This window comes from Paraburkholderia sp. WS6 (genome assembly GCF_030464835.1).
Classification (GTDB): domain Bacteria; phylum Pseudomonadota; class Gammaproteobacteria; order Burkholderiales; family Burkholderiaceae; genus Paraburkholderia; species Paraburkholderia madseniana.
In genome coordinates, this window is the sequence record NZ_JALQCK010000002.1 from 200,355 (window position 1) to 220,699 (window position 20,345).

Genomic DNA, 20,345 nt, shown 5'->3' on the forward strand with positions numbered 1-20,345 from the left:
CCGCGTGTGAGGGGTTATGAGGCCCTCAGGCGCGACACCTGGCCCGGCGGAGCAAGGTACTATTACGGTTTGAAGTCCGCCGTGCCGCGCGCCGATTGTGCGAATGCGGACACCCGACGCAGCAAGCCGCCATACGACAGGGCAGCACGGGAAGCGCATCGACTGTTATGCTCGCTGCCCGCACCGTCACCCGTTTCCGCCAACCATGAGTTCTGCAAGCCGCCACATCGCGCACCTGGACATGGACGCGTTCTACGCATCCGTTGAACTCTTGCGCTATCCGGAACTGCGCGGCAAGGCGGTGGTGATCGGCGGCGGCCGCAATGCTGTGCCGCAAACGCTTGAAGACGGCAGCCTTCGCTTTGCGAAGCTGCGCGATTATGCCGGCCGCGGCGTGGTGACCACCTCCACCTATGAAGCCCGCGCGCTCGGCGTGTTCTCCGCGATGGGCATGATGAAAGCCGCCGTGCTCGCGCCGGACGCGATTCTGCTGCCCACCGATTTCGAGTCGTATCGCCACTACTCGCGCCTGTTCAAAGCAGCGGTCGCTGCATTCACGGACCGGATCGAAGACCGCGGCATCGACGAAATCTATATCGACCTCACCGAATTGCCGGGCGAGCCGCGTGAGATCGCCGCGCGCATCAAGCAGGCCGTCAATCAGGCGACCGGCCTCACCTGCTCCATTTGCGTGGCGCCGAACAAGCTGCTGGCGAAGATCGGTTCCGAACTCGACAAACCCGACGGCCTCACGATCCTCACATCCGCGGATGTGCCGTTGCGCGTCTGGCCGTTACCGGTGCGCAAGGTCAACGGGATCGGCCCGAAGGCCGCGGAAAAACTCACCGCGCTCGGCCTCGCTACGGTCGGCGATCTGGCGGCAGCGGACGCGGGTTTGTTGCAGGACCACTTCGGACGCAGCTACTCGGCGTGGCTCATGCAGGTCGCGCAAGGCTACGACGAGCGGCCGGTCGTGGTCGAATCGGAGCCCAAGTCGATGAGCCGTGAGACGACCTTCGAGCGCGATCTGCATCCACGTCATGATCGCCCGGCCCTATCCAGTTCGTTTACCAGCTTGTGCGTGCGGGTCGCGGAAGATCTGGTGAGGAAGGGCTATGTGGGCCGCACCGTGGGCATCAAGCTGCGCTACGACGACTTTCGCACGGTCACACGCGACCTGACGCTCGACGAACCGACCGCCGACGCCACCGAGATCCGGCGTGCCGCAACCGAATGTCTGCGACGAGTGGAATTGAACCGCAAGCTGCGGCTGCTGGGCGTGCGTGTGAGCGCCTTGACGCCGGCCAACGCGCAACCGGCGAAGCGGCGCGTACCGGTTCAGGCAGATTTGCCTTTTACCAGTGACGATTAACCCGCGGCTTCGGCCGGGACACCGGCCTTCGTGCGCGCCGCCGGCAGGCTGGCTTCCACACTCGACGCTGCAATCGAAAACGCAAACGTGTTGACGCCGTTCGCGCTTTCCACCGACACCGTGCCGCGATGCATCTCGGCAATCGCCTTCACGATCGCAAGACCCAGGCCGTGGTTTTCGCGGCTATTGGTGCGAGACACTTCCGCGCGAAAGAACCGGTCGAACAGGTGTTCGAGCACGGCCGGCTCGATCGGCTCGCCCGGGTTGGCCACCGCTACGCGCAACTGATCCGCTGCTTCCGAGATCGTCACGGTAATCGCCGCGCCGGGCGCGCAGTGCTGGATCGCGTTCATCAGCAGATTCGTGCAGGCGCGGCCGAACAGCGAGCGGTTCACACGCGCCACCGCATCGCCGCGCAACTGCGCATGCACGCGCGCTTCTTCCAGCGGAATCTCCAAGAATTCCAGCGTATGCGCAACTTCCGCGGCCAGCGACACCTCAACGAGACCCGTCGCGCGTTCGCCCTGGTCGGCGCGAGCGAGAAACAGCATGTCGTTGATGATCGCGCGCATGCGTTCGAACTCTTCGAGATTCGATTGCAGCGTATGGCGCAAATCGTCGACCGAACGGTTACGTGTCAACGCTACTTCGGTCTGGCCGATCAGAATCGTCACCGGCGTACGCAGTTCATGGGCGACGTCCGCGTTGAACGATTCGAGGCGGCCGTATGCGCCGTCCAGACGTTCGAGCGCGCCGTTGAACGAGTTGGCCAGATCGCTCAATTCGAGCGGCAGCGAGGCCGTATTCAGACGCTGTGAGCGGTTATTCGGGCTCACAGCGGATGCGTCTCGCGTCAGACGCGTCAACGGAGCGAGCCCGAGTCGCGTCACCGAGTAACTCAGCAACAGCACAGCGAGACTACCCAACGCGGACAGCGCGGCGAGCGCCGCCCCGAACACGCGCATGGTGCGGGTATTCGGCGAACAACTGGCGGCGACCTGCAATTGCACAGGCGGGCGAGCCCCGTAAGCCGGTATTGTCACCGTGATGGTCAGCATGTCCGCGCCGCCGCCGATCGGCGAAACCCTCGTGTAGCCACCCGGCCAGTTCGACACCACGGGCCCCTCGATGGGCTTGCCATAGTGGAAATACGGATCGGTGCTCGACACCGCATACACGGTGCTGCCGTCGTGCGGCATCATGTCCGTGAGCTTTTCGCGCGCCATGCGCCACTTCTCCGGCGTCACCGCGTGATAGACGATGATGCGCGCGATCTCGGTGCGATCGTCGAGCGATTCGCGCAAATGGTGTTCGAGTTGCGTGCGCAGCACCAGAAACAGCCCGGTGCCGACCAGCGTGAACACCAGTAGCGCCACGAGTGCGAACATCAACGCAAGGCGGCGCGCGATTGAACGGTTCATGATTGCTCGGCCTCTTCACGCACTTCGAGCACGTAGCCCATGCCGCGCACGGTGTGCAGCAGCTTCGAGGGAAACGGGCCGTCGAGCTTGGCGCGCAATCGTTTGATCGCGGTTTCGACCACGTTCGTATGGCTGTCGAAGTTGACGTCCCACACGAGTTCAGTAATGGCGGTCTTCGAGAGGATGTCGCCTTGCCGGCGCGCCAGCACGCTCAGCAACTGGAATTCCTTGGCGGTCAGATCAAGCCGTACGCCGTCGCGGGTGGCGCGTCGGCCGATCAGATCGACGAACAGATCGCCGACGGAAATCAGCGTCGACTCCTGCGAACGCGTGCGGCGCGCCAGCGCATGCAGCCGCTCGACCAGCTCGAGAAAGGAAAAGGGCTTGGTGAGGTAGTCGTCGGCGCCTTCGCGCAAGCCCCGCACGCGGTCGTTCACGTGATCGCGGGCGGTCAGCATGATGACCGGCGTCGACTTGCGCATGCGCAGCGCCTTCAGCACGCTGAAGCCGTCGCGTTTAGGCAGCATGACGTCGAGGACGATCACGTCGTAATCGAATTCGGTGGCCAGATGCATGCCCTCTTCGCCATCGAGCGCGACGTCGACGACCCAGCCCTGCTCTGTCAAACCGGAGCGCAGGTAGTCCACCACCTTATGCTCGTCTTCAACGATCAGCAATTTCATGCGCGTCCCCTTGTATCTGCATTATACGAAACGCCTCGTTTTTCCTTTTTCCTGTCTGGCTGTGTCATTGTCGGGCGGCTCACTTCGCGGGAGCCATCGCCTCCTTCGTGTCCGCTGTGTTTGCTGTGTTCGCTGCGTCTGCCGTGTTCGGTGCATTGCTCGGCGGCTGTGCGCCCGCCAGGTCCGTGCCGGCATCCCAGCCGCCGCCCAGCGCCTTCACCAATGAAACCGAGAGGGTCATCTGCTGGCCGTGGATCTGCACGTCCTGACGCTCGCTGGTGAGCAACGACTGCTGCGCGGTGATGACGTCGAGGTAGGCGACCAGGCCGCCCGAATAACGGTCGTTGGCGAGCGCCAGAAGATGCTGCGCATCGGTCACCGCCTCACGCGACTGCTTCGACGCGCCATCCAGAACGGAAAGACCCGTGATGCCGTCCTGCACTTGCTGGAATGCGTTGAGCACGGTTTGCCGGTAGTTCGCCTCGGTGGCCTTGTAGCCTTCGCTCGCAAATTGCACGTTCGCCGCCCGGCGGCCGCCGTCGAACAGCACCTGGCCCACTGTCGCGCCGAGCGTCCACATCAGCGTCGGCGCGCTAAACAGGCTCGCGAACTGTGCGCTTTCCCAGCCGATGCTCGGCGTCAGCGTCAGGCTCGGAAAGAACGCCGCCTTGGCGACGCCGATCTGCGCGTTCGCCGCGGCCATCGCGCGCTCCGCCGAGGCGATATCCGGGCGGCGTTGCAAGACGTCGCTCGGCAAACCGAGCGGAATCGTCGGCACCTGCGTGTCAAGCACTTTGGGCTCGATCGCGAATTGCGGCGCGGGCACGCCGACCAAGGCGGCAATCGCATGTTCAAACTGCGCGCGCTGATTCAGCAGGAGTTGCGCCTGCACGCGCGTCGAATCGAGCAGCGACTTCTGCTGCAACACGTCGAGCCCGGACACCGAACCGAGATCGTGCTCGGTCGTGACGTAATCGAGCGCCTTTTGCTGCAGTTTCACCGATTGATTCAGCACGTCGATCTCGGCGTCGAGCTCACGCAGCGAGAAATAGTCGGTGGCGAGATCGGTGGTGAGGACGAGCCGTGCGTTGGCAAGATCGTCGGCTGACTGTTGCGCGGAGGCCGCGGCGCCTTCCACTTCACGACGTATCCGGCCGAATAGATCGGTGTCGTAGTTGATCGTCGGGCCGAGTTGCAGGTTGTTCTGTACTGTCGACGTGGTCGGTGTGCCGTAATTGGTCAGCGGGCGATCATGCGAAATTCTGAAGCGCGACCCGGACGCTCCCAGATCGACTTCAGGAATCTGCTGCGCACGGGTGTTCGCCAGCGTCGCTTTGGCCTGCGCGTAGTGCGCACTCGCCGCGGCCAGGGTCTGATTCTGCGCGAGCGCCTGCGTTTCCAGCGTACCGAGCGTCTGATCGCCGAAGGCGCTCCACCAGTCCAGCGAAATCGGCGCATGCGAAGGCGCCGCGACGCGCCAGTACGAATCGGTTTGCCAGGTCGGCGGCACCTCGGCTTGCGGCCGCTGATAATCCGGGCCGACTGTGCACGCGGCCAGCAAGGCCGCGCTCGCGGTAGCGGCCCGCGCCATGAGTGACGTTCGTGACGCTCGCGTCGTTCGTGCCCGATAAGCGCCCGCCTGCTTCACGATCACGACGCCCCCTTGCCGCTTTTCTGCGGCTGCGTGATCCGCACGTGGTCGCCGTCCGCGATCGAATCACTTGGGTTGATGATGATCTTGTCGTTCGCCTCGATCCCGCTTTCGATTTCGAGCGACTGCCCCAAATCCTGCGCGATCACGACCTTGTGCAAAGCCACATTGCCATTCGCATCGACCACCGCGAGCCGCGGACCTTCGGCGCGGAACAGCAGCGCATTGCCGGGCACCATCAGTTGCGCATGGGCTGCCGCCGGCACGGCCACCTGGACATACGCGCCGGGCCGTAGCTTGTTGTCAGGATTCGGCAAGGTCACTTCGACTTGCAATGAACGGGTCGGCACGTCGATCGCGCCAGAGATGTGCGTGATCGTGCCGTGGAACTGCCGCCCCGGCAATTCGGCCTGCGTGACCACCACCTTCTGCCCAACCGACACGTTTTGTGCGTACGCCTGCGGCAGTTGCACATAGACCCGCAACGGATCCGATTGCGCCAGCGCGAACAGCGCGCGGCTCGTGCCACTGCCCGCGTCGATCAGATCGCCGACATCGACATTGCGCTGCGTGACCACGCCCGAAAACGGCGCGACGATGCGCTTGAACGATTCGAGTTGCTGCAGGCGTTTCACGTTGGCATCGGCGGCGGCGAGATTGGCGACGTCCTGCGTGTAGGTGCTCTGCCGTTCGTCGAGTTCCTGCTGCGAAACCGCATCGCGTTGCCGCAGTTGCTGCCAGCGCTCCATCGAGCTTTTGGCGAGGCCGAGACTCGAACTGGTTTGCTCGCGCTGCGCCAATGCCTGCGCGAGTTCCTGATCGATCTCAGGGGTATCCAGATCGGCAAGCAGTTGCCCCTGCTTCACGCGCGCGCCGATATCGGCGTACCAGTGCAGCAGATAACCGGTGGAGCGCGCATAGATCGGCGACTCGACAAAGCCGCGCAACGTGCCCGGCAACAAGGTGTTGCCTCCTCCCTCCGTTTGCGTCGGACTGACCACGTTCACATACTGCGTGGCGTTCTGCTTCGTCGTCTCGGCGACCGAGCGGCTTTGCAGAACATTCGCGATCACGGTGCGCAACGCGCCCACAGCGAGCAGCGCCAGCACGATCCAGATGGCGATTTTGGCGCGCTTCCATTCGCGATTGCGCGGCGGCAAGGCGTGGCCGCCTTCGGTCTCTCGCGCGGGAATCGCCAGCGATGCATGGGTTTTTTCGGTCATCTCAGTCAGCCATCTCAGTCAGCCGTCATTTACATTGAACGTTACGCGGGCTTGCCTGCGCCGCCGTGGTCCGGCGCGGGGCCGTCGTTGCCGTGGCCGCCCGTGGTATCCGTGTCGTCATCGTCGCGATGGTGCCGCGCGAGGCGGGTATGAATGCCTGCGAACACCAGTGGCACGAAAAACAGCGTGGACACGGTGGCGAACAGCAAACCACCGATCACCGCGCGGCCCAGCGGCGCGTTCTGCTCGGCGCCCTCGCCGAGACCCAACGCCATCGGAATCATGCCGATGATCATTGCGAACGCCGTCATCAGCACCGGCCTGATCCGGCTTGCGCCGGCTTCGAGCGCGGCGGTGAGCGGCGGCGCACCAGAGGAGAGCCGCTGGCGTGCGAACGACACCATCAAAATACTGTTGGCGGTAGCGACGCCCATCGTCATGATCGCGCCGGTCAAGGCGGGCACGCTCAAATGCGTGCCGGTCAGGAACAGCATCCATACGATGCCCGCCAGTGCCGCGGGCAACGCGCTGATAATGATCAGCGGATCGACCCACGACTGGAAATTCACCACGATCAGCAGGTACACCAGCACGATGGCCATCGCCACGCCGATCCCGAGACCGAAGAAGGAACTGCGCATGGTCTGCACCTGCCCGCGCAAAGTGATCTGGCTACCGCGCGGCAACGAGGCCCGCACGTTGTTCACCAGTTTGTCGACCTGCGTGGCCACGCTGCCCAGGTCGCGCTTTTCGACGCTCACGTACAGGTCGATCACCGGCCTGATGTTGTAGTGCGTGACTACCGCGAACTGATTCTGCGGCGCGACCCGCACGAGGTTGCCGAGCAGTTGCGTCGGACCGTTGGCCGAACCCGAGACGGGTGTGCGCAACAACTCATCGATCGACGAGATCTGATACTGCGGCGTTTGCACCGCGACGCTGTATTCGACACCGTTCTTGTTGTTGAACCAGAAACCCGGCGAAGTCTGCGAACTGCCCGACAAGGAAATCAGTACATTTTGCGCCACATTGCTCGCGCTCAGATTGAGTTGTTGCAGGCGCGTGCGATCCATCTGAAGATTGATCGCCGGCTCGTCCAGTTTCTGCTGAATGTGGGTGTCGACGGTGCCGGGAATCATCCGCACCTGTTTCAGCAGCTTGCGCGCAACGTCGAAGTTGCCCTGCTGATCCGTGCCGGAAATCTGCACGTCCACAGCGGCGGGCAAGCCGAAGTTGAGAATCTGCGTAACGATGTCGGCCGGCTGAAAGAAGAACTCGACGCCCGGAAAACGCTGCGGCAGGATCGCGCGCAGTTTGTCCATGTAGATTTGCGTCGGGTGGTGGTCTTGATTCAGGGCCACCTGAATTTCGCCGTCGAGCGTGCCGATCGTGCCCGCGTTGCTATACGAAAGATTGATACCGCTATACGGCAAACCGAGGTTGTCGAGGATCGTGCCGAGTTCGTCGGCCGGCACGACCTCGCGGATCACCTTCTCGACCTCGTCCGCGAGACGCGCGGTTTCCTCGATGCGCGTACCGGTCGGCGCACGCATGTGGAGACGAATGTCACCGGCGTCGACGCTCGGAAAGAAGTCTTCACCGAGCACGAAAACCAGACCCATCGACACCACGCAGAAACCGAGGAACAGGCTGCCGAACATGCCGCGCCGCACCAGCACGCTGCTGAGAATCACGATGTAGGTGGACCGCATGCGCTCGAAGCCGTGATCGAAACGCAGGTAGATGCGCCGGAACACACTCGGCCTGGCATCGGCCTTGGGCTTGTGCGCATGACCCATCAGCAGCATGGCCAGCGTCGGCACCAGCGTACGCGACAGAACGTACGAGGCGAGCATCGCGAACACCACCGCTTCAGCAAGCGGCACGAACAGATAACGCGCGACGCCGGTCAGGAAAAACATCGGCACGAACACGATACAGATACACAGCGTCGAGACGAGCGCCGGGATCGCGATTTCGCCGGCGCCGTCGAGAATCGCATCGTGCAGATTCGTGCCCATATGCAGGTGCCGTTCGATGTTCTCGATCGTCACCGTCGCATCGTCGACCAGAATCCCGACCGCGAGTGCAAGGCCGCCCAGCGTCATGATGTTGATGGTTTGCCCGAGCGCGTGCAGGGCGATCAGCGAGGACAGAATCGACAGCGGAATCGAGATCGCGATGATGCAGGTGCTGCGCCAATTGCCGAGGAACAGCAGGATCATCGCGGCGGTCAATGCCGCGGCGACCAGCGCTTCACGCACCACGCCCTGCACCGCAGCCTTCACAAACACGGACTGATCGAACAAGGCCGTGATGCTCAGGTCCGGCGGCAACGCGGCGCGCGCGGCCGGCAGAATGCCTTGCAGTGTATTGACGATCGAAAGCGTCGACGCGCTGCCGTTCTTCAGCACCGACATCAGCACGCCGCGGTGTCCGTCCTGCCGCACGATATTGGTCTGCGGCGAGAAGCCGTCGCGCACGTGAGCGACTTCACGCAGGTACGTCGTCGCGCCGTTGAGCGTGCGCACCGGAATGTCGTTGAGCCCTTCCACCGTGGCGGGCGAGCCGTTCATATTGATCGTGTATTCCTTCGGCCCGATCTTGGCCGTACCGGTCGGCAGAATCAGGTTTTGCGCGTTGAACGCGCTGACCACATCCGAAGGCGTCAGGCCTTTTGCGAGCAAGGCGCGCGTGTCGAGGTCGACCGAGATCAACCGCGATTTGCCGCCGTACGGGTACGGTACGGCCGCGCCGGGAATCGTCACCAGTTGCGGGCGCAGGAAGTTCAGTGCCGTGTCGTTGAGTGCCTGCTCGGAGAGCTTCGGGCTCGACAAGCCGAGCTGGATCACCGGAATGCTGGAGGCCGAGTAGCTGATCACCAGAGGCGGCGTCGCGCCTGGCGGCATCTGCTTGAGCTGCGCCTGTTCAACGGCTACGGTTTGCGCGATCGCGGTCTGGATGTTCGCGTTCGGCTGCAGGAACACCTTGAGAATCGTGATGCCCGCGAGCGACTGCGATTCAATGTGCTCGATGTCGTTGACCGTGGTGGTCAGACTGCGCTCGTTGACGGACGTGATGCGGTTGGCCATGTCTTCGGCCGACAAGCCCGTGTAATTCCAGATGATACTGACCACCGGAATGTTGATTTCCGGCAGCACGTCGACCGGCGTGGTCAACAGCACGAATGGCGTCGCCAGCAAGATCAGAATGGCCATCACGATGAACGTGTATGGCCGCTTAAGCGCAACGTTGACGATCCACATGAAACGCGCCCGAGAGAATGCAGGTAAGGGATGGGTGAATCCGTACCTATGCTAGATCGATAGCACCAACGCCTGCATGGCGCCAAAATGGCTAAATTGTCAGGAAGGCTAATGTAAGGATAGGTAGCGCTTCAAACGTCCGCAACATCATGATGCGCAAACGTTTGATGAGCGGTAGATAAGCTCTTTTAAGGGTATTGCTAAATGCATGTCTCGCCGAACTGCCGCGAGACATGCCTTCAGAATAAATTGCGCAAAGCAAATACGCTACGCTCCGGCGGCGATTCTGGGGTTCATTCCGGCGCGGCGGGTGAATTGCCGAGCTTTGGCGCCAGGCAAAAAAAGGCCGGTCAACACGATTGTTGACCGGCCTTTTCGTTTCGAAGCGCCGCCGTGTGCCACCGGCGCCCTCGCACCTACATCACTTCACTTCGCAAACAACGACGACATATCGGCAAACGCCTTGAACTCCAACGCGTTGCCCGACGGATCGAGGAAGAACATCGTCGCCTGTTCGCCGACCTCGCCCTTGAAGCGCACATGCGGCTCGATGATGAAGTCGATGCCGGCCTTTTGCAGCTTGTCCGCGGCGGCCTGCCATTGCGCCATCGAGAGCACCGCGCCAAAGTGGCGCACCGGCACCGCGTCGCCGTCGACCTTGCTGGTCTGACGGTGGCCGATTTCCTCGGGTGCGAGGTGCGCGACAATCTGATGGCCATAGAAGTTGAAGTCGACCCAATCCGGAGAGCTACGCCCTTCCGGACAGCCGAGCAGCTCGCCATAGAACTCGCGGGCCTCGGCGAGGCTATGCACGGGAAACGCCAGATGGAACGGCGGCAAAACGGTGTCGGCAACGCTCATGGTTGGAAAACTCGCAGAAAGTAAAGGGGGCTCGTGTGTCGGTCAATGAAGCGGCCCGAAAAGGCGCACGCGTGAGGCAAATTTTAACCATGACTAAAAATGGTGAAAAACGATATATATTTGATCTGACCAACACCAAAATTGATCAATCGACGATGCTCAGCGAACTTAGAACCTTTATCGCCGTCAGCCAGTACGGCACGTTTTCCGGTGCCGGCGCGCGCATCGGCCTGACGCAATCCGCCGTGAGCGCGCAAATGCAGCGGCTCGAAGAGGAACTCGGTTTCGCGCTGTTCGACCGCACGGGCCGCTCCGCCACGCTCAACGACGCCGGCCGCGAAACGCTCGCGCTCGCCGAAGAAATGATGACGCTCTATGCACGGCTCTCGGAACGCGGCGCGGGTGCCGCCGAAAGCGGGATGCTGCGGGTCGGCGCGATCGCGTCCGCGCAGGTGTCGTTTCTCGCCGACGCGCTGGCCCGCTTTCGCGACGACCGGCCGGGCTGGCGGATTCGCGTGGTGCCTGGCGTGTCGCTGGGACTGCTCGGGCAGGTGGACTCGGGTGAGCTCGATCTCGCCGTTATCATCAAACCGCCGTTCGCGCTGCCGTCCGAACTCGAATGGCGCACGCTCGTCACCGAACCGTTCGTGCTGCTGGTGCCCAAGGCGCTCGCGCGTGGCACGCCGTCCTGGCGCGAGCTGCTCAGGAGCGAACCGTTCATCCGCTACGACCGTGGATCGTTCGGCGGCAGGCTGGTGGATCGTTTTCTGCGGCGCGCGCGGCTGAACGTGCACGACGTGATTGAACTCGACGAGTTGCAGGGTATCGCGCAACTCGTCGCGCGCGGCATCGGCGTGGCACTGATTCCGAATACGGCGGGATTGGGCAAGTGGCCCGCCAATGTCACCGCGCTCGAACTCGGCGACGCGACGTTTCACCGTGAAATCGGGCTCGTGCAGCGTCCACGGCATAGCCGGCAGGCGGTGGCGGGGGCTCTGGCGAATTGCATTGAAACGGCGGCGGAGTCGTGAGCTGGCTGAGTTGGCTGCGGCGGCTCACTGCCCGGCCGGAGTTGCCCCACAAACACCCGATTGTGCCGCCGCACAGGCCATCAACTGTATCTGTGAGATTCGCGCGCGGGCGAGCAGAATCAGATTCGCGCGCGGGCGAGCAGAATCGTTGTTCGCGCATCGATCCATGCGATTCCCCCGTGCCGCAACGAGCGGCGCAGTTTGCCCGCCGCCGAGGTTCACACGCCCATGACCGCCAGCTCCTTCCTCACCGCCGATGTCCTGATCGCTTACAGCGCCTACTTCGTCGGCACGGCGAGTCCGGGGCCGAGCAATCTCGCGATCATGTCGCTGGCGATGAGCGCCGGCAGAAAATCCGCGCTCACCTTCGCGCTTGGCGTGGTGTCCGGTTCGTTCTTCTGGGCGTTGCTGGCGTCGCTGGGTTTGTCGGCGGTACTCGCCACTTACTCCGAATGTCTGGTGGCGATCAAGATTGCCGGCGGACTTTATCTGCTGTGGCTCGGCTTCAAATCCGCGCGCTCGGCATTCAGCGCGGAACAGTTGCCCCCGACTACCGCACGCGAAGACGAGCCGCTCAAACGGCTCTATCTGCGCGGCCTGCTGCTGCATCTCACCAATCCGAAAGCGATTCTGGTGTGGCTCTCGATCGTTTCGCTGGCTATGTCGCCCACAGGCGGCGCGTCGCACACCGCGCCGGTGGTACTCGGCTGCATGGTTATCGGCGTATCCGTGTTCAGCAGCTACGCGGTGCTGTTTTCAACCGTGTCCGCACGGCGCATTTACGTCGCGATCCGTCGCTGGCTGGACGGGTCGCTCGCGATCATGTTCAGCATTGCCGGGATCAAGCTGCTGACTTCGAAAAGCTAGCCTCGCCTTTGGGGTGTGCCCGCTCTGCGATACTGTCACCCTGATGACACGAGCGGACACACGAACACGATGAGCGGTGGCAATGACCTGAATCCGGCAGCAAAGCGCTCGTCCTTGCAAAAACGGCTTTATCTGGCGGGCGCCGTCGTGCTGCTCGCCGGTTTGATCGCCGCGGCGATCATCTATGCCATGGCGCCGGCGCCAGACAATGCCGTCTCGATGTACAGCATCGCGGACCCGCGCTATCAGATCGAATTGCAGCGCATTGGCGGCAACGCGGCGGTGGTGATGGCGCAGCTTCATCAGTGGTTCGACAGTCTTTGGCACGGTACCGCGCTCGCCTACACGGTGGCCGTACTCAGCGCCCTGCTCGCGGGCGCGTGCTTTTTTATCGGCTACTTCTTTGCCGATGAAGAGCCGCAGGTCTGAAGCAATCCACCACGTCTGGCCAAACAGACCAAACAGACCCAAATGACGACTACGACGCGGCTTTGACCTGCGTACCAGGCTGCTCCACGCCTGCCAGGCGCAGCGCGTCATGCAAGGTGCTGAAAATGCAGTTTGCGCCGACGATCGGCGTGATGCCATGCCGGTCCATATCCGAGCGCAGATACTGATTCACGCGCGCAAAAATCACTTCGACGCCGCTACGCTTGAGCATCTCGCACAACTCGCCGACCGAACGCGCCGCCGAGTAGTCGAGGTCGGTGATCGCGCCGGAATCGATCACGAACCAGCGCACCGCGCTCGGCGCATGATCGATCAGGCTGCGGGCATCGTCGACGAAAAAGTGGTCGTTCGCGTAGAACAGATCGGCGCCGAAGCGATAGACGATCAGTCCCGGCTCGGTCTGGATTCCGGGCGCGGCCGGCACCGGCACCCAGATGCCGCCTTCGCCGGGCACGAGGACCATGGTGTGCGGCCGGTAACTATGCCGCACATGCCGCAGCAGCGATAACGCCACCGCCACCAGAATGCCGTGCTCGACACCGATCAGCACCACCGCCGCTGCGGTAAACACGGCCAGCGTGAATTCACCGGGACTTTCGTGGCGGATCGAAAACAACGTCTTCAGATTGATCAGGCCGATGGCGATCGTAAACACAATGCTGGCCAGAATGCAGTGCGGCAGGTACTGCAAATAACCGCTGAAAAACAGCAGCACCACGACCACCACCACCGCGAATACGACCTGCGCGAACTGGCTGCGCGTGCCGGCGCGATCGGCCATGGCGGTTTGCGTCGGACTGCCGTTCACCACGAAGGCGCCGGAAAATGCCGCCGCGGCGTTGGCGGCGGCGATACCCAGCAGGTCGGCATTGGTATCGACCGTCTCGTGATAGCGCTCGGCAAATACGCGGCTCGCAGCGGCGCTTTGCGCGACGATCATCACGAAGCACGAGGCGGAGACCGGCAGCAGTTCGAGTAATTGCTGCCACGTGACCGACGGCATACGGAGCGGCGGCAGTCCCCCTGCGACCGGCCCCAACACAGAAATGCCGTGGGCAGCGAAACCGTAAATATCGCTTGCGGCAATACCCGCCACCACCGCGATCAACGGCACCGGCAGGCGTGGCGAAAAACGCTTGAAAACCAGAATGGAGATCACCACCAGCGCGGAAATAGCGAGCGTCGGCAGATTGATCTGCGCCGACTCGCGCACCACGAGCGCGAGTTGATCGATGCTGCGTGCGGCATGTCCGGGGACTCCGAACATGTCGCCCAGCATGGCGATGCCGACCTGCACGCCGACACCGGCGAGGAAGCCGACCAGCACCGTGCGCGAGAGAAAGTCAGCGAGAAAACCGAGCTTGAAGATCCGCGCGATAAGCAGAAGCGCGGCAGTGAGCAAGGCGACCATCCCGGCGAGCGCCGCATATTCCGCGCTCGACGCCGGCGCCATGGTCGAGAGGCGGCTCGCAAAAATGGTTGCGGTGGCGGAGTCGGCTGCCACGACGAGGTGCCGCGAGGCGCCGAAGAACGCAAACGCGATAAGCGGCAGAAAGACAGTGTAAAGACCGGTAACGGCCGGCATGCCGGCAATGCGCGCATAGCCGAGCACTTGCGGAATATCCATCGACGCAAGCTGCACGCCGGCCAGCGCATCGCGCGCCGCCGCGGCACGGCTCAAAGGAAGCACGCCCTTCAAAACGCCAAGGCGCGTCGTGATGTTTGTCAGAAAATCTCGCATACGCGATAGTGCCCCAAACTTAGGTTATCGCGCATCGTGCCGTGACTCGGCATGCCAAGGCAAGGGTTGAGGCTTTGATCGGCGAAAGAGAATGGTTAAAACCAGCAATGGCTTGAACACCCCTGCCGAAACTGCCCCATTTTGGGTCTAACGCCTGAACTGCCCTGTCAGCGGATCCACGTGCCGCGCGAAACCGAACAGCGCGGCGATGCAGATCGGACAGGCGATGATGAACACGGCCAACATCTCGCACCCCGTAACAAATTGTTACTGCCAAGTTTAAGCGATTGCCGTGCGAAATGAATGAGGGAAAACGCAAAACACTGTTGCGGACTATTACAACACCGTTACTGCCGGGCGGTAGGTGGCGCGTGAAAAAACCCCTGAAAACGCGGCAAATAATGTGAAAAAATACGCGCTCGATACCGTGCGCTATGATGCGCAAACGTTCGCCCACCTACAAACCGATTACGCCATGTACACGTCAACTTTCATCTTCGCGACGAGACAATTAGACGAACGCTTCTACCGGCTCGACGAGACCATTGCCACCGCCGCCAAGGCCATTCCCGGTTATCTCGGCGAAGAGGCGTGGGAAAACGCGTCGACTGGACTGACGTCGAATGTGTACTACTGGGCCTCGCTCGACGCATTGCAGGCGTTGATGCAGCACCCCGCGCATCTGGAAGCGAAAGCGGCGCAGGCGAACTGGCTCGATGGTTATCAGGTGATCATCTCCGAGGTGCTGCGCACTTACGGCGATGCAGGGTTTGCACATCCTGCAGCGGTCCATCAGGTCCAAGATGGACCGCTTGCCCAAGCCACATCGCCCGCACCATGAAAGTGCAGCCCTATTTCGCTTCCTTGAACAGCACCACGCCGGCGAAACTCACCAGTCCGCACGCCAGTACGTACCATGCCGGCGCGTAAAAACTACCGGACATGCGCCACAACGCGCTGACGATCAACTGTGCGAAGCCGCCGAAAATCGTCACGCCCAACGCGTAGATGATGCCGAGCGAGGTCGCCCGCACGTCCGGTTTGAATGCTTCGAGAATCAGCACGAAACCCGCTGGACTCGAAAGCGTCATCAAACCGATCAGCACGAACACGACCAGTACCACCGTGTAGATCGACGGCCAGGTTTTGATCGCGTAAAACGCCGGCAGCAGCACCATCAGCGACACCACCGACACCGCGTACAGCAAAGTCTTGCGACGCGGCATGCGGTCGGCGAGACGGCCGGCGAACGGCGAGCCGATCAGCAACACGAGGCCCGCCGTGCAACCGGCCAGTAGCGAAACAGCGGCCGGCATGCCGGTCGTCATCGTCAGGAACGACGGCAGGAAAAACACAATCACGTACATCGACGAAGTGCCGCCGATCACCAGCATCGTACCTGCCACGATCTGCCGCCATTCGATGCGAGCCTTCGGCCGGGCCGCGTCAGGCCGGGCCGTTTTCGCTGATTGCGCGGCAGGCAAGGTCTCGTCCAGATGTTTGCGCAGATAGAAACCGACCGGACCGATCAAAAGCCCGATCAGAAACGGCACACGCCATCCCCAGGCAAGCAATGCCTCGTGCGAGAGGCTGCGCGAGAGCGTCGCCGCCACCAGCGCGCCGGCAAGCGCCGCGCCGCCCTGCGAGGCCATCTGCCAGCTCACCAGCGAACCTCGCTGCCCCGCGCTGCCCGACTCCATCAGCAAGGTGGTCGCCGCGCCCACTTCTCCGCCCGCCGAAAAGCCTTGCAGCAAACGGCCCAGCACGATGATCGCCGGCGCCGCCAGACCGATCGTCGCGTAAGTCGGCGCAAGGCCGATCATGCCCGTGCCGAGCGCCATCAGCGAAACGGTGAGCACGAGGGCCTGCTTGCGGCCCGCGCGGTCGGCATACGCGCCGATCACGATGCTGCCGAGCGGCCGCACGACGAAGCCGACGCCGAAGGTTGCGAGCGACATCATCAGCGCGCCCACGTCGCCGCCGGCCGGAAAGAACAGCTTGCCGATCAGCGCGGCGAAGAAGCTATAGACCGTGAAGTCGAAGAACTCCAGGCCGTTGCCGAGCGCCGCGGCGAAGACAGTCCGGCGCGACGCGTGCCGCTCTTTCACGTCGGTCGCCTCGGTCGCGACAGCACTAGCGGTGTGTTGGATTGCATTCATCGGGAGACTCACGCCTAGAAGTTGTGATACATGCCCAGCGACACGGTGACCGGCGTCGTGCCGAGTTCCGGTGCGGTGCTACCGGTTTGCGTCGGCAGCGGATTATTGTTCAGCAGTACGGTGGAAATACCGTAGTTACGGATGAAGCCGGCGCGCGCGTAGAGCCCTGTGCGTTTGGAAAGGGTGTAGTCGTACCCGAGCATTACGCCGAATGCCGAATCTTTCGCGGGATTATTTGCCGGGTCATGCACGCCGGACGTATCGCGATACACCACCGAAGCGCGGAACGCATTGCGCCCGACCGGCCAGATCGTGCCGAGCGTATAGACGCGCGCGATGCCGTCGTTGGCGAGCTTCGGCGCGTACTGGTTGAACGCGCCGGACAGCACGATCTTGCCGGTGTCATACACCACGCCAAAACCGTACAGATCGTTACGCACGGTGCTCGTGCCGCCTGTTCCGGTCGCGCCCCACACCTGGTTGTAGGTGCCCGTCACGTAAGTCGTGCCGTCATACCACTGCAGCAGCGCGCCCTGCGCCGCCGCTGTCGGCGACTGCCCGGCCACATTGCTCGGCGCATACATCAGTTCCGTGCTGAAGCCCGCAAAACTCGGCGACAGGTACGTGATCGCGTTATTCACCCGCGCGGGCAGTTGCGTCGCGCCGGCGCCGAGGTCGCTGTTGTAACCGAAACCCTTCGACGTTTGCACGACAGCGGTGCCGAGCCACGTGTAGGCCGAATTGGTGCCCACCGTGCCGAACACGTCGACGAAGAGCGGCAAGCCCGTGCCGATCTGTTTGCCGAAACGCACTCGCCCATAAGTCGACGAGTTCAGCCCCACCCATGCCTGCCGATTGAGGAACGAGGTGTTGTCCTGCATGGCGCCGCTATTGGCGAGAAAGCCGCTTTCCAGATTGAATTCGGCACGCAGGCCTCCGCCCAGATCTTCCCGTCCGAAGAGGCCGAATTTCGACGTCCATTCGCCACCGCTCTGGGTCTGCACCAGCGACTTGCCGCCCACGGTCTGATAGTTGATGCCCATATCGACCGACCCATACAGCGCCACGCCTTCGCGCAGGCTGCCGTTGAACTCCGGCAGTGCGCTCAGCAAAGTCATCTGATACGGCTCGGCGTCCGCTGTCCCCGTTCCGAGCGTCAGCAGTGCCGCGCTCATTGCGATGCATTTTTTCATGGGTCTCCCTACTCCTCGCGTGCAAATGATGTCTAGAAATGAAGTGCAAGACGGAACTGAAGATTCCAGCGCACTGGACGCCGGATCGAAACCCGGCGAGTGGACCGTGCTCAGGCAGCGCTCAGAGCATGCTCAAACAGCGCTCGGCAAGTCCGACGAAGTAAGCGGCCCCCCAACTGATCGCCGCGTCGTTGAAGTCGTATGCCGGGTTGTGGACCGCGCAGCCGCCCTTCGAGTCGACGCCGTTGCCGAGCACCACGTAACAGCCCGGCACCATTTCGGTCATCCACGAAAAGTCTTCGCTGCCCATTACCGCATCGGGCATGAGCGTGTAGCCCGCCGGGCCGGCCAGGGCCTCGATGGTTTCGATCGAGAGGTCGGCCGCGCCGCGATGATTGACGAGCGGGCGGGAGATCTGCTGGTAGTCGACTTCAGCCGTGGCGCCGTAGGTTTGCGCCTGTAACTGCGCGATGCTGCGGATCCGCGCTTCGACCAGGTCGCGCGTTTGCGAATCGAGCGCGCGCACCGAGAGTTTCAGCGTCGCCGTTTCGGGGATCACGTTGGGTGCGCTGCCGGCGTGGATCGCACCGACCGTCACCACGGCCGCACGGGTCGGCTCGATGTTGCGCGCGACGATCGATTGCAAGGCCAGCACGATGCTGGCCGCCGCGACGATCGGATCGCAGCCCAACTGCGGCATCGCGCCGTGCGTACCTTTGCCGGTCACGGTGATCGTCACCGAATCGGACGACGCCATCATGCAGCCGTGGCGCAGTGCGAAATGGCCGACCGGCAGGCCGGGCGCGTTGTGCAGCGCGAACACCTGGTCGCAGGGAAAGCGCGCGAAAAGACCGTCCTCGATCATCTTCGAGGCGCCGCCCAGGCCCTCTTCCGCGGGCTGGAAGATCACGTTCAGCGTGCCGTCGATTTTGCCCCGGCTAGCGACGCGGTGCGCGGCGGCCAGCAGGATCGCGGTGTGGCCGTCGTGGCCGCACGCATGCATGGTCTGCGCGACGGTGCTCGCGTACGGCAGGCCGGTGGCTTCCTGGATCGGCAGCGCGTCCATGTCGGCGCGCAGTCCGAGCGTTCGGCTCGATGTGCCGCGCCGCAGTTGGCCGACCACGCCCGTGCCGCCGACACCCGTTGTCACTTCATAGCCCCACTCCGCGAGCTTGCGTGCGACCAGTTCGGCGGTGCGCGTTTCAGCAAAGCCGAGTTCAGGATGCGCATGGATGTCGCGGCGAATCGCAATGAATTCGTGTTCGGTCTCGCGCAGTTCGGCGAGAAGCTGGGGAAAAGATTGCGTCATTCGTTGTGCTCCGATTAAGCCGGCTGTCGTTTCGCAACCGTCGAAGCAAAGCGTAAAGATCCGGCCCGAAAACAAATAAGCACAAATTTTGATGTGCATAACTGCCAGTGCTATATTCCGCATCATGAAAATCCATCATCTGCGAGCACTGGTTGCGATTGCCTCGACCGGCAGCATCAACGGCGCGGCCAAAGCGCTGTTCGTGACGCAACCGGCCATCACGAAGGCGGTGCGGGAACTGGAAACGGAATTCGGCGTGCGGCTGCTGGAGCGCAACCCGTGGGGCGTCGTGCCCACGGCCGAAGGCGCGGCGCTGGTGAGCCGGGCGCGCACCGTGGTGCGCGAGATGGAGCGCGCCGAGGAGGATATGGCGCATCTGAAGGGGCTGCGCGACGGCAGCCTGGTGATCGGCATCACGCCGATTGTCGGCACCACGGGACTTGCCGAGGCCTTCGTCGAATTTCGCAAACGCTGGCCGATGGTGACGCTGGAGTTTCGCGAGCTGGGTTTCAACCAGTTGCATGAGCAACTCCGCAATCGCACGCTGGATCTGGCGTTCGCCGCGTTCGCGCGACCGGTGAGCGATCTGGGCAGCGTAAAGCGGATGGTCTCGTTCGAAACCGTATTCGTGACGCGCGCGCAGAGTCCCTATGCGGACGCGGCGTCGCTCGAGGTGGTACAGGAAGCCGAGTGGATTCACACTGACGTGACGGACAAGTACCCGGGCTTTATCCGCGCGATGTTCGAATGCGCCGGGCTCACGCCACCCCGGCGAATCACGCGCTGCACGTCGTACGCGCTGTTTTACAGCCTGACCATCAGCACCGACGCGATCTTCGCGTGGACCACGCATTCGCTCGAAGAAACCGCGCTCGGGCAGAGCTTCGTGCGTCTCGCGCTGCCGGTCGCGCCGCCGCCGTTGCAGTTGTATCTGCTGTCGCCGCAGGAGTCCCAACTGACGCGGCCGGCGGAATATTTCGTCCACTGCATCGAGCAGGCGATCGAGCCGTTGTTGAAGAGGCCAGTGGCGTAGGGAGCGGGTTTGGAGCGGTTGCACCGACCATTGACCGCCCTATTTTGTACGATACTTCAGGCTAAATTACATTAACTGCCTAAAG

At 62.7% G+C, this 20,345-nt stretch carries 16 protein-coding genes; 6 read left to right on the forward strand and 10 right to left on the reverse strand.

The window, feature by feature from the left end; translation table 11 throughout:
• The first annotated feature begins 205 nt into the window (after positions 1–205).
• The gene (gene dinB / locus M0D64_RS03380) at positions 206–1,372 is read left to right on the forward strand and encodes a DNA polymerase IV (RefSeq protein WP_266256611.1); all 1,167 of its coding nucleotides are present in this window, start codon (positions 206–208) and stop codon (positions 1,370–1,372) included.
• Here the strand turns inward: dinB and M0D64_RS03385 are convergent.
• From M0D64_RS03385 to M0D64_RS03410, 6 genes are all read right to left on the reverse strand, one after another.
• Positions 1,369–2,793 (reverse strand): heavy metal sensor histidine kinase, encoded by a 1,425-nt coding sequence (locus tag M0D64_RS03385; RefSeq protein ID WP_171927522.1) that lies wholly within the window; start codon positions 2,791–2,793, stop codon positions 1,369–1,371. The two genes, dinB and M0D64_RS03385, sit on opposite strands and share 4 nt — an antisense overlap.
• The gene (locus tag M0D64_RS03390; protein ID WP_007176723.1) at positions 2,790–3,476 is read right to left on the reverse strand and encodes a heavy metal response regulator transcription factor; all 687 of its coding nucleotides are present in this window, start codon (positions 3,474–3,476) and stop codon (positions 2,790–2,792) included. Before M0D64_RS03390 ends, M0D64_RS03385 begins: the two co-directional genes overlap by 4 nt.
• A 79-nt stretch (positions 3,477–3,555) precedes the next feature.
• A complete protein-coding gene (locus M0D64_RS03395) occupies positions 3,556–5,067 on the reverse strand; it encodes an efflux transporter outer membrane subunit (protein ID WP_266256612.1) in 1,512 nt (503 codons plus the stop codon).
• A 59-nt stretch (positions 5,068–5,126) separates the two neighbouring features.
• A complete protein-coding gene (locus M0D64_RS03400; protein ID WP_266256613.1) occupies positions 5,127–6,350 on the reverse strand; it encodes an efflux RND transporter periplasmic adaptor subunit in 1,224 nt (407 codons plus the stop codon).
• 41 nt (positions 6,351–6,391) lie between these two features.
• On the reverse strand, positions 6,392–9,616 hold the full coding sequence (locus tag M0D64_RS03405; RefSeq protein ID WP_266256614.1) for an efflux RND transporter permease subunit: 3,225 nt from the start codon (positions 9,614–9,616) through the stop codon (positions 6,392–6,394).
• 426 nt (positions 9,617–10,042) lie between these two features.
• Entirely contained in the window at positions 10,043–10,477 is a 435-nt protein-coding gene (locus M0D64_RS03410) for a VOC family protein (RefSeq protein WP_266256615.1), read from the reverse strand.
• A 155-nt stretch (positions 10,478–10,632) separates the two neighbouring features.
• Between M0D64_RS03410 and M0D64_RS03415 the strand changes: the two genes are divergently transcribed.
• The 3 genes from M0D64_RS03415 (at position 10,633) to M0D64_RS03425 (ending at position 12,804) form a co-directional block, all read left to right on the forward strand.
• Positions 10,633–11,508, forward strand: a complete 876-nt coding sequence (locus M0D64_RS03415) for a LysR family transcriptional regulator (RefSeq protein WP_266256616.1) — start codon at positions 10,633–10,635, stop codon at positions 11,506–11,508.
• Between the two features lie 228 nt (positions 11,509–11,736).
• Entirely contained in the window at positions 11,737–12,375 is a 639-nt protein-coding gene (locus M0D64_RS03420; RefSeq protein WP_266256617.1) for a LysE family translocator, read from the forward strand.
• A gap of 69 nt (positions 12,376–12,444) precedes the next feature.
• Complete coding sequence (locus M0D64_RS03425; RefSeq protein ID WP_266256618.1) at positions 12,445–12,804, forward strand: hypothetical protein; 360 nt, start codon at positions 12,445–12,447, stop codon at positions 12,802–12,804.
• A gap of 49 nt (positions 12,805–12,853) precedes the next feature.
• Here the strand turns inward: M0D64_RS03425 and M0D64_RS03430 are convergent, their stop codons facing one another.
• The gene (locus M0D64_RS03430) at positions 12,854–14,566 is read right to left on the reverse strand and encodes a SulP family inorganic anion transporter (protein ID WP_266256619.1); all 1,713 of its coding nucleotides are present in this window, start codon (positions 14,564–14,566) and stop codon (positions 12,854–12,856) included.
• Positions 14,567–15,041: 475 nt separating this feature from the next.
• On the opposite strand from M0D64_RS03430, the gene M0D64_RS03435 reads away from it, so the two are divergent.
• The gene (locus tag M0D64_RS03435) at positions 15,042–15,407 is read left to right on the forward strand and encodes an antibiotic biosynthesis monooxygenase (protein WP_266256766.1); all 366 of its coding nucleotides are present in this window, start codon (positions 15,042–15,044) and stop codon (positions 15,405–15,407) included.
• A 10-nt stretch (positions 15,408–15,417) separates the two neighbouring features.
• Here the strand turns inward: M0D64_RS03435 and M0D64_RS03440 are convergent, their stop codons facing one another.
• The 3 genes from M0D64_RS03440 to M0D64_RS03450 all read right to left on the reverse strand — a co-directional run bounded on the left by M0D64_RS03440 (position 15,418) and on the right by M0D64_RS03450 (position 19,227).
• Positions 15,418–16,725 (reverse strand): MFS transporter, encoded by a 1,308-nt coding sequence (locus M0D64_RS03440; RefSeq protein ID WP_266256620.1) that lies wholly within the window; start codon positions 16,723–16,725, stop codon positions 15,418–15,420.
• Between the two features lie 14 nt (positions 16,726–16,739).
• Entirely contained in the window at positions 16,740–17,918 is a 1,179-nt protein-coding gene (locus M0D64_RS03445) for a porin (RefSeq protein WP_154560026.1), read from the reverse strand.
• Positions 17,919–18,039: 121 nt separating this feature from the next.
• Positions 18,040–19,227, reverse strand: a complete 1,188-nt coding sequence (locus M0D64_RS03450; RefSeq protein ID WP_266256621.1) for a M20 aminoacylase family protein — start codon at positions 19,225–19,227, stop codon at positions 18,040–18,042.
• A 124-nt stretch (positions 19,228–19,351) separates the two neighbouring features.
• On the opposite strand from M0D64_RS03450, the gene M0D64_RS03455 reads away from it, so the two are divergent.
• Complete coding sequence (locus tag M0D64_RS03455) at positions 19,352–20,260, forward strand: LysR family transcriptional regulator (protein ID WP_266256622.1); 909 nt, start codon at positions 19,352–19,354, stop codon at positions 20,258–20,260.
• The last annotated feature ends 85 nt before the right edge of the window (positions 20,261–20,345 follow it).

Coding starts and splice junctions, on each gene's coding strand:
- M0D64_RS03400 (WP_266256613.1), bottom strand. CDS start 6,350: ATGACCGAAAAAACCCATGCATCGCTGGCGATTCCCGCGCGAGAGACC.
- M0D64_RS03410 (WP_266256615.1), bottom strand. CDS start 10,477: ATGAGCGTTGCCGACACCGTTTTGCCGCCGTTCCATCTGGCGTTTCCC.
- M0D64_RS03435 (WP_266256766.1), top strand. CDS start 15,042: ATGTACACGTCAACTTTCATCTTCGCGACGAGACAATTAGACGAACGC.
- M0D64_RS03420 (WP_266256617.1), top strand. CDS start 11,737: ATGACCGCCAGCTCCTTCCTCACCGCCGATGTCCTGATCGCTTACAGC.
- M0D64_RS03390 (WP_007176723.1), bottom strand. CDS start 3,476: ATGAAATTGCTGATCGTTGAAGACGAGCATAAGGTGGTGGACTACCTG.
- M0D64_RS03395 (WP_266256612.1), bottom strand. CDS start 5,067: ATGGCGCGGGCCGCTACCGCGAGCGCGGCCTTGCTGGCCGCGTGCACA.
- M0D64_RS03425 (WP_266256618.1), top strand. CDS start 12,445: ATGAGCGGTGGCAATGACCTGAATCCGGCAGCAAAGCGCTCGTCCTTG.
- M0D64_RS03445 (WP_154560026.1), bottom strand. CDS start 17,918: ATGAAAAAATGCATCGCAATGAGCGCGGCACTGCTGACGCTCGGAACG.
- M0D64_RS03450 (WP_266256621.1), bottom strand. CDS start 19,227: ATGACGCAATCTTTTCCCCAGCTTCTCGCCGAACTGCGCGAGACCGAA.
- dinB (WP_266256611.1), top strand. CDS start 206: ATGAGTTCTGCAAGCCGCCACATCGCGCACCTGGACATGGACGCGTTC.
- M0D64_RS03415 (WP_266256616.1), top strand. CDS start 10,633: ATGCTCAGCGAACTTAGAACCTTTATCGCCGTCAGCCAGTACGGCACG.
- M0D64_RS03455 (WP_266256622.1), top strand. CDS start 19,352: ATGAAAATCCATCATCTGCGAGCACTGGTTGCGATTGCCTCGACCGGC.
- M0D64_RS03405 (WP_266256614.1), bottom strand. CDS start 9,616: ATGTGGATCGTCAACGTTGCGCTTAAGCGGCCATACACGTTCATCGTG.
- M0D64_RS03440 (WP_266256620.1), bottom strand. CDS start 16,725: ATGAATGCAATCCAACACACCGCTAGTGCTGTCGCGACCGAGGCGACC.
- M0D64_RS03385 (WP_171927522.1), bottom strand. CDS start 2,793: ATGAACCGTTCAATCGCGCGCCGCCTTGCGTTGATGTTCGCACTCGTG.
- M0D64_RS03430 (WP_266256619.1), bottom strand. CDS start 14,566: ATGCGAGATTTTCTGACAAACATCACGACGCGCCTTGGCGTTTTGAAG.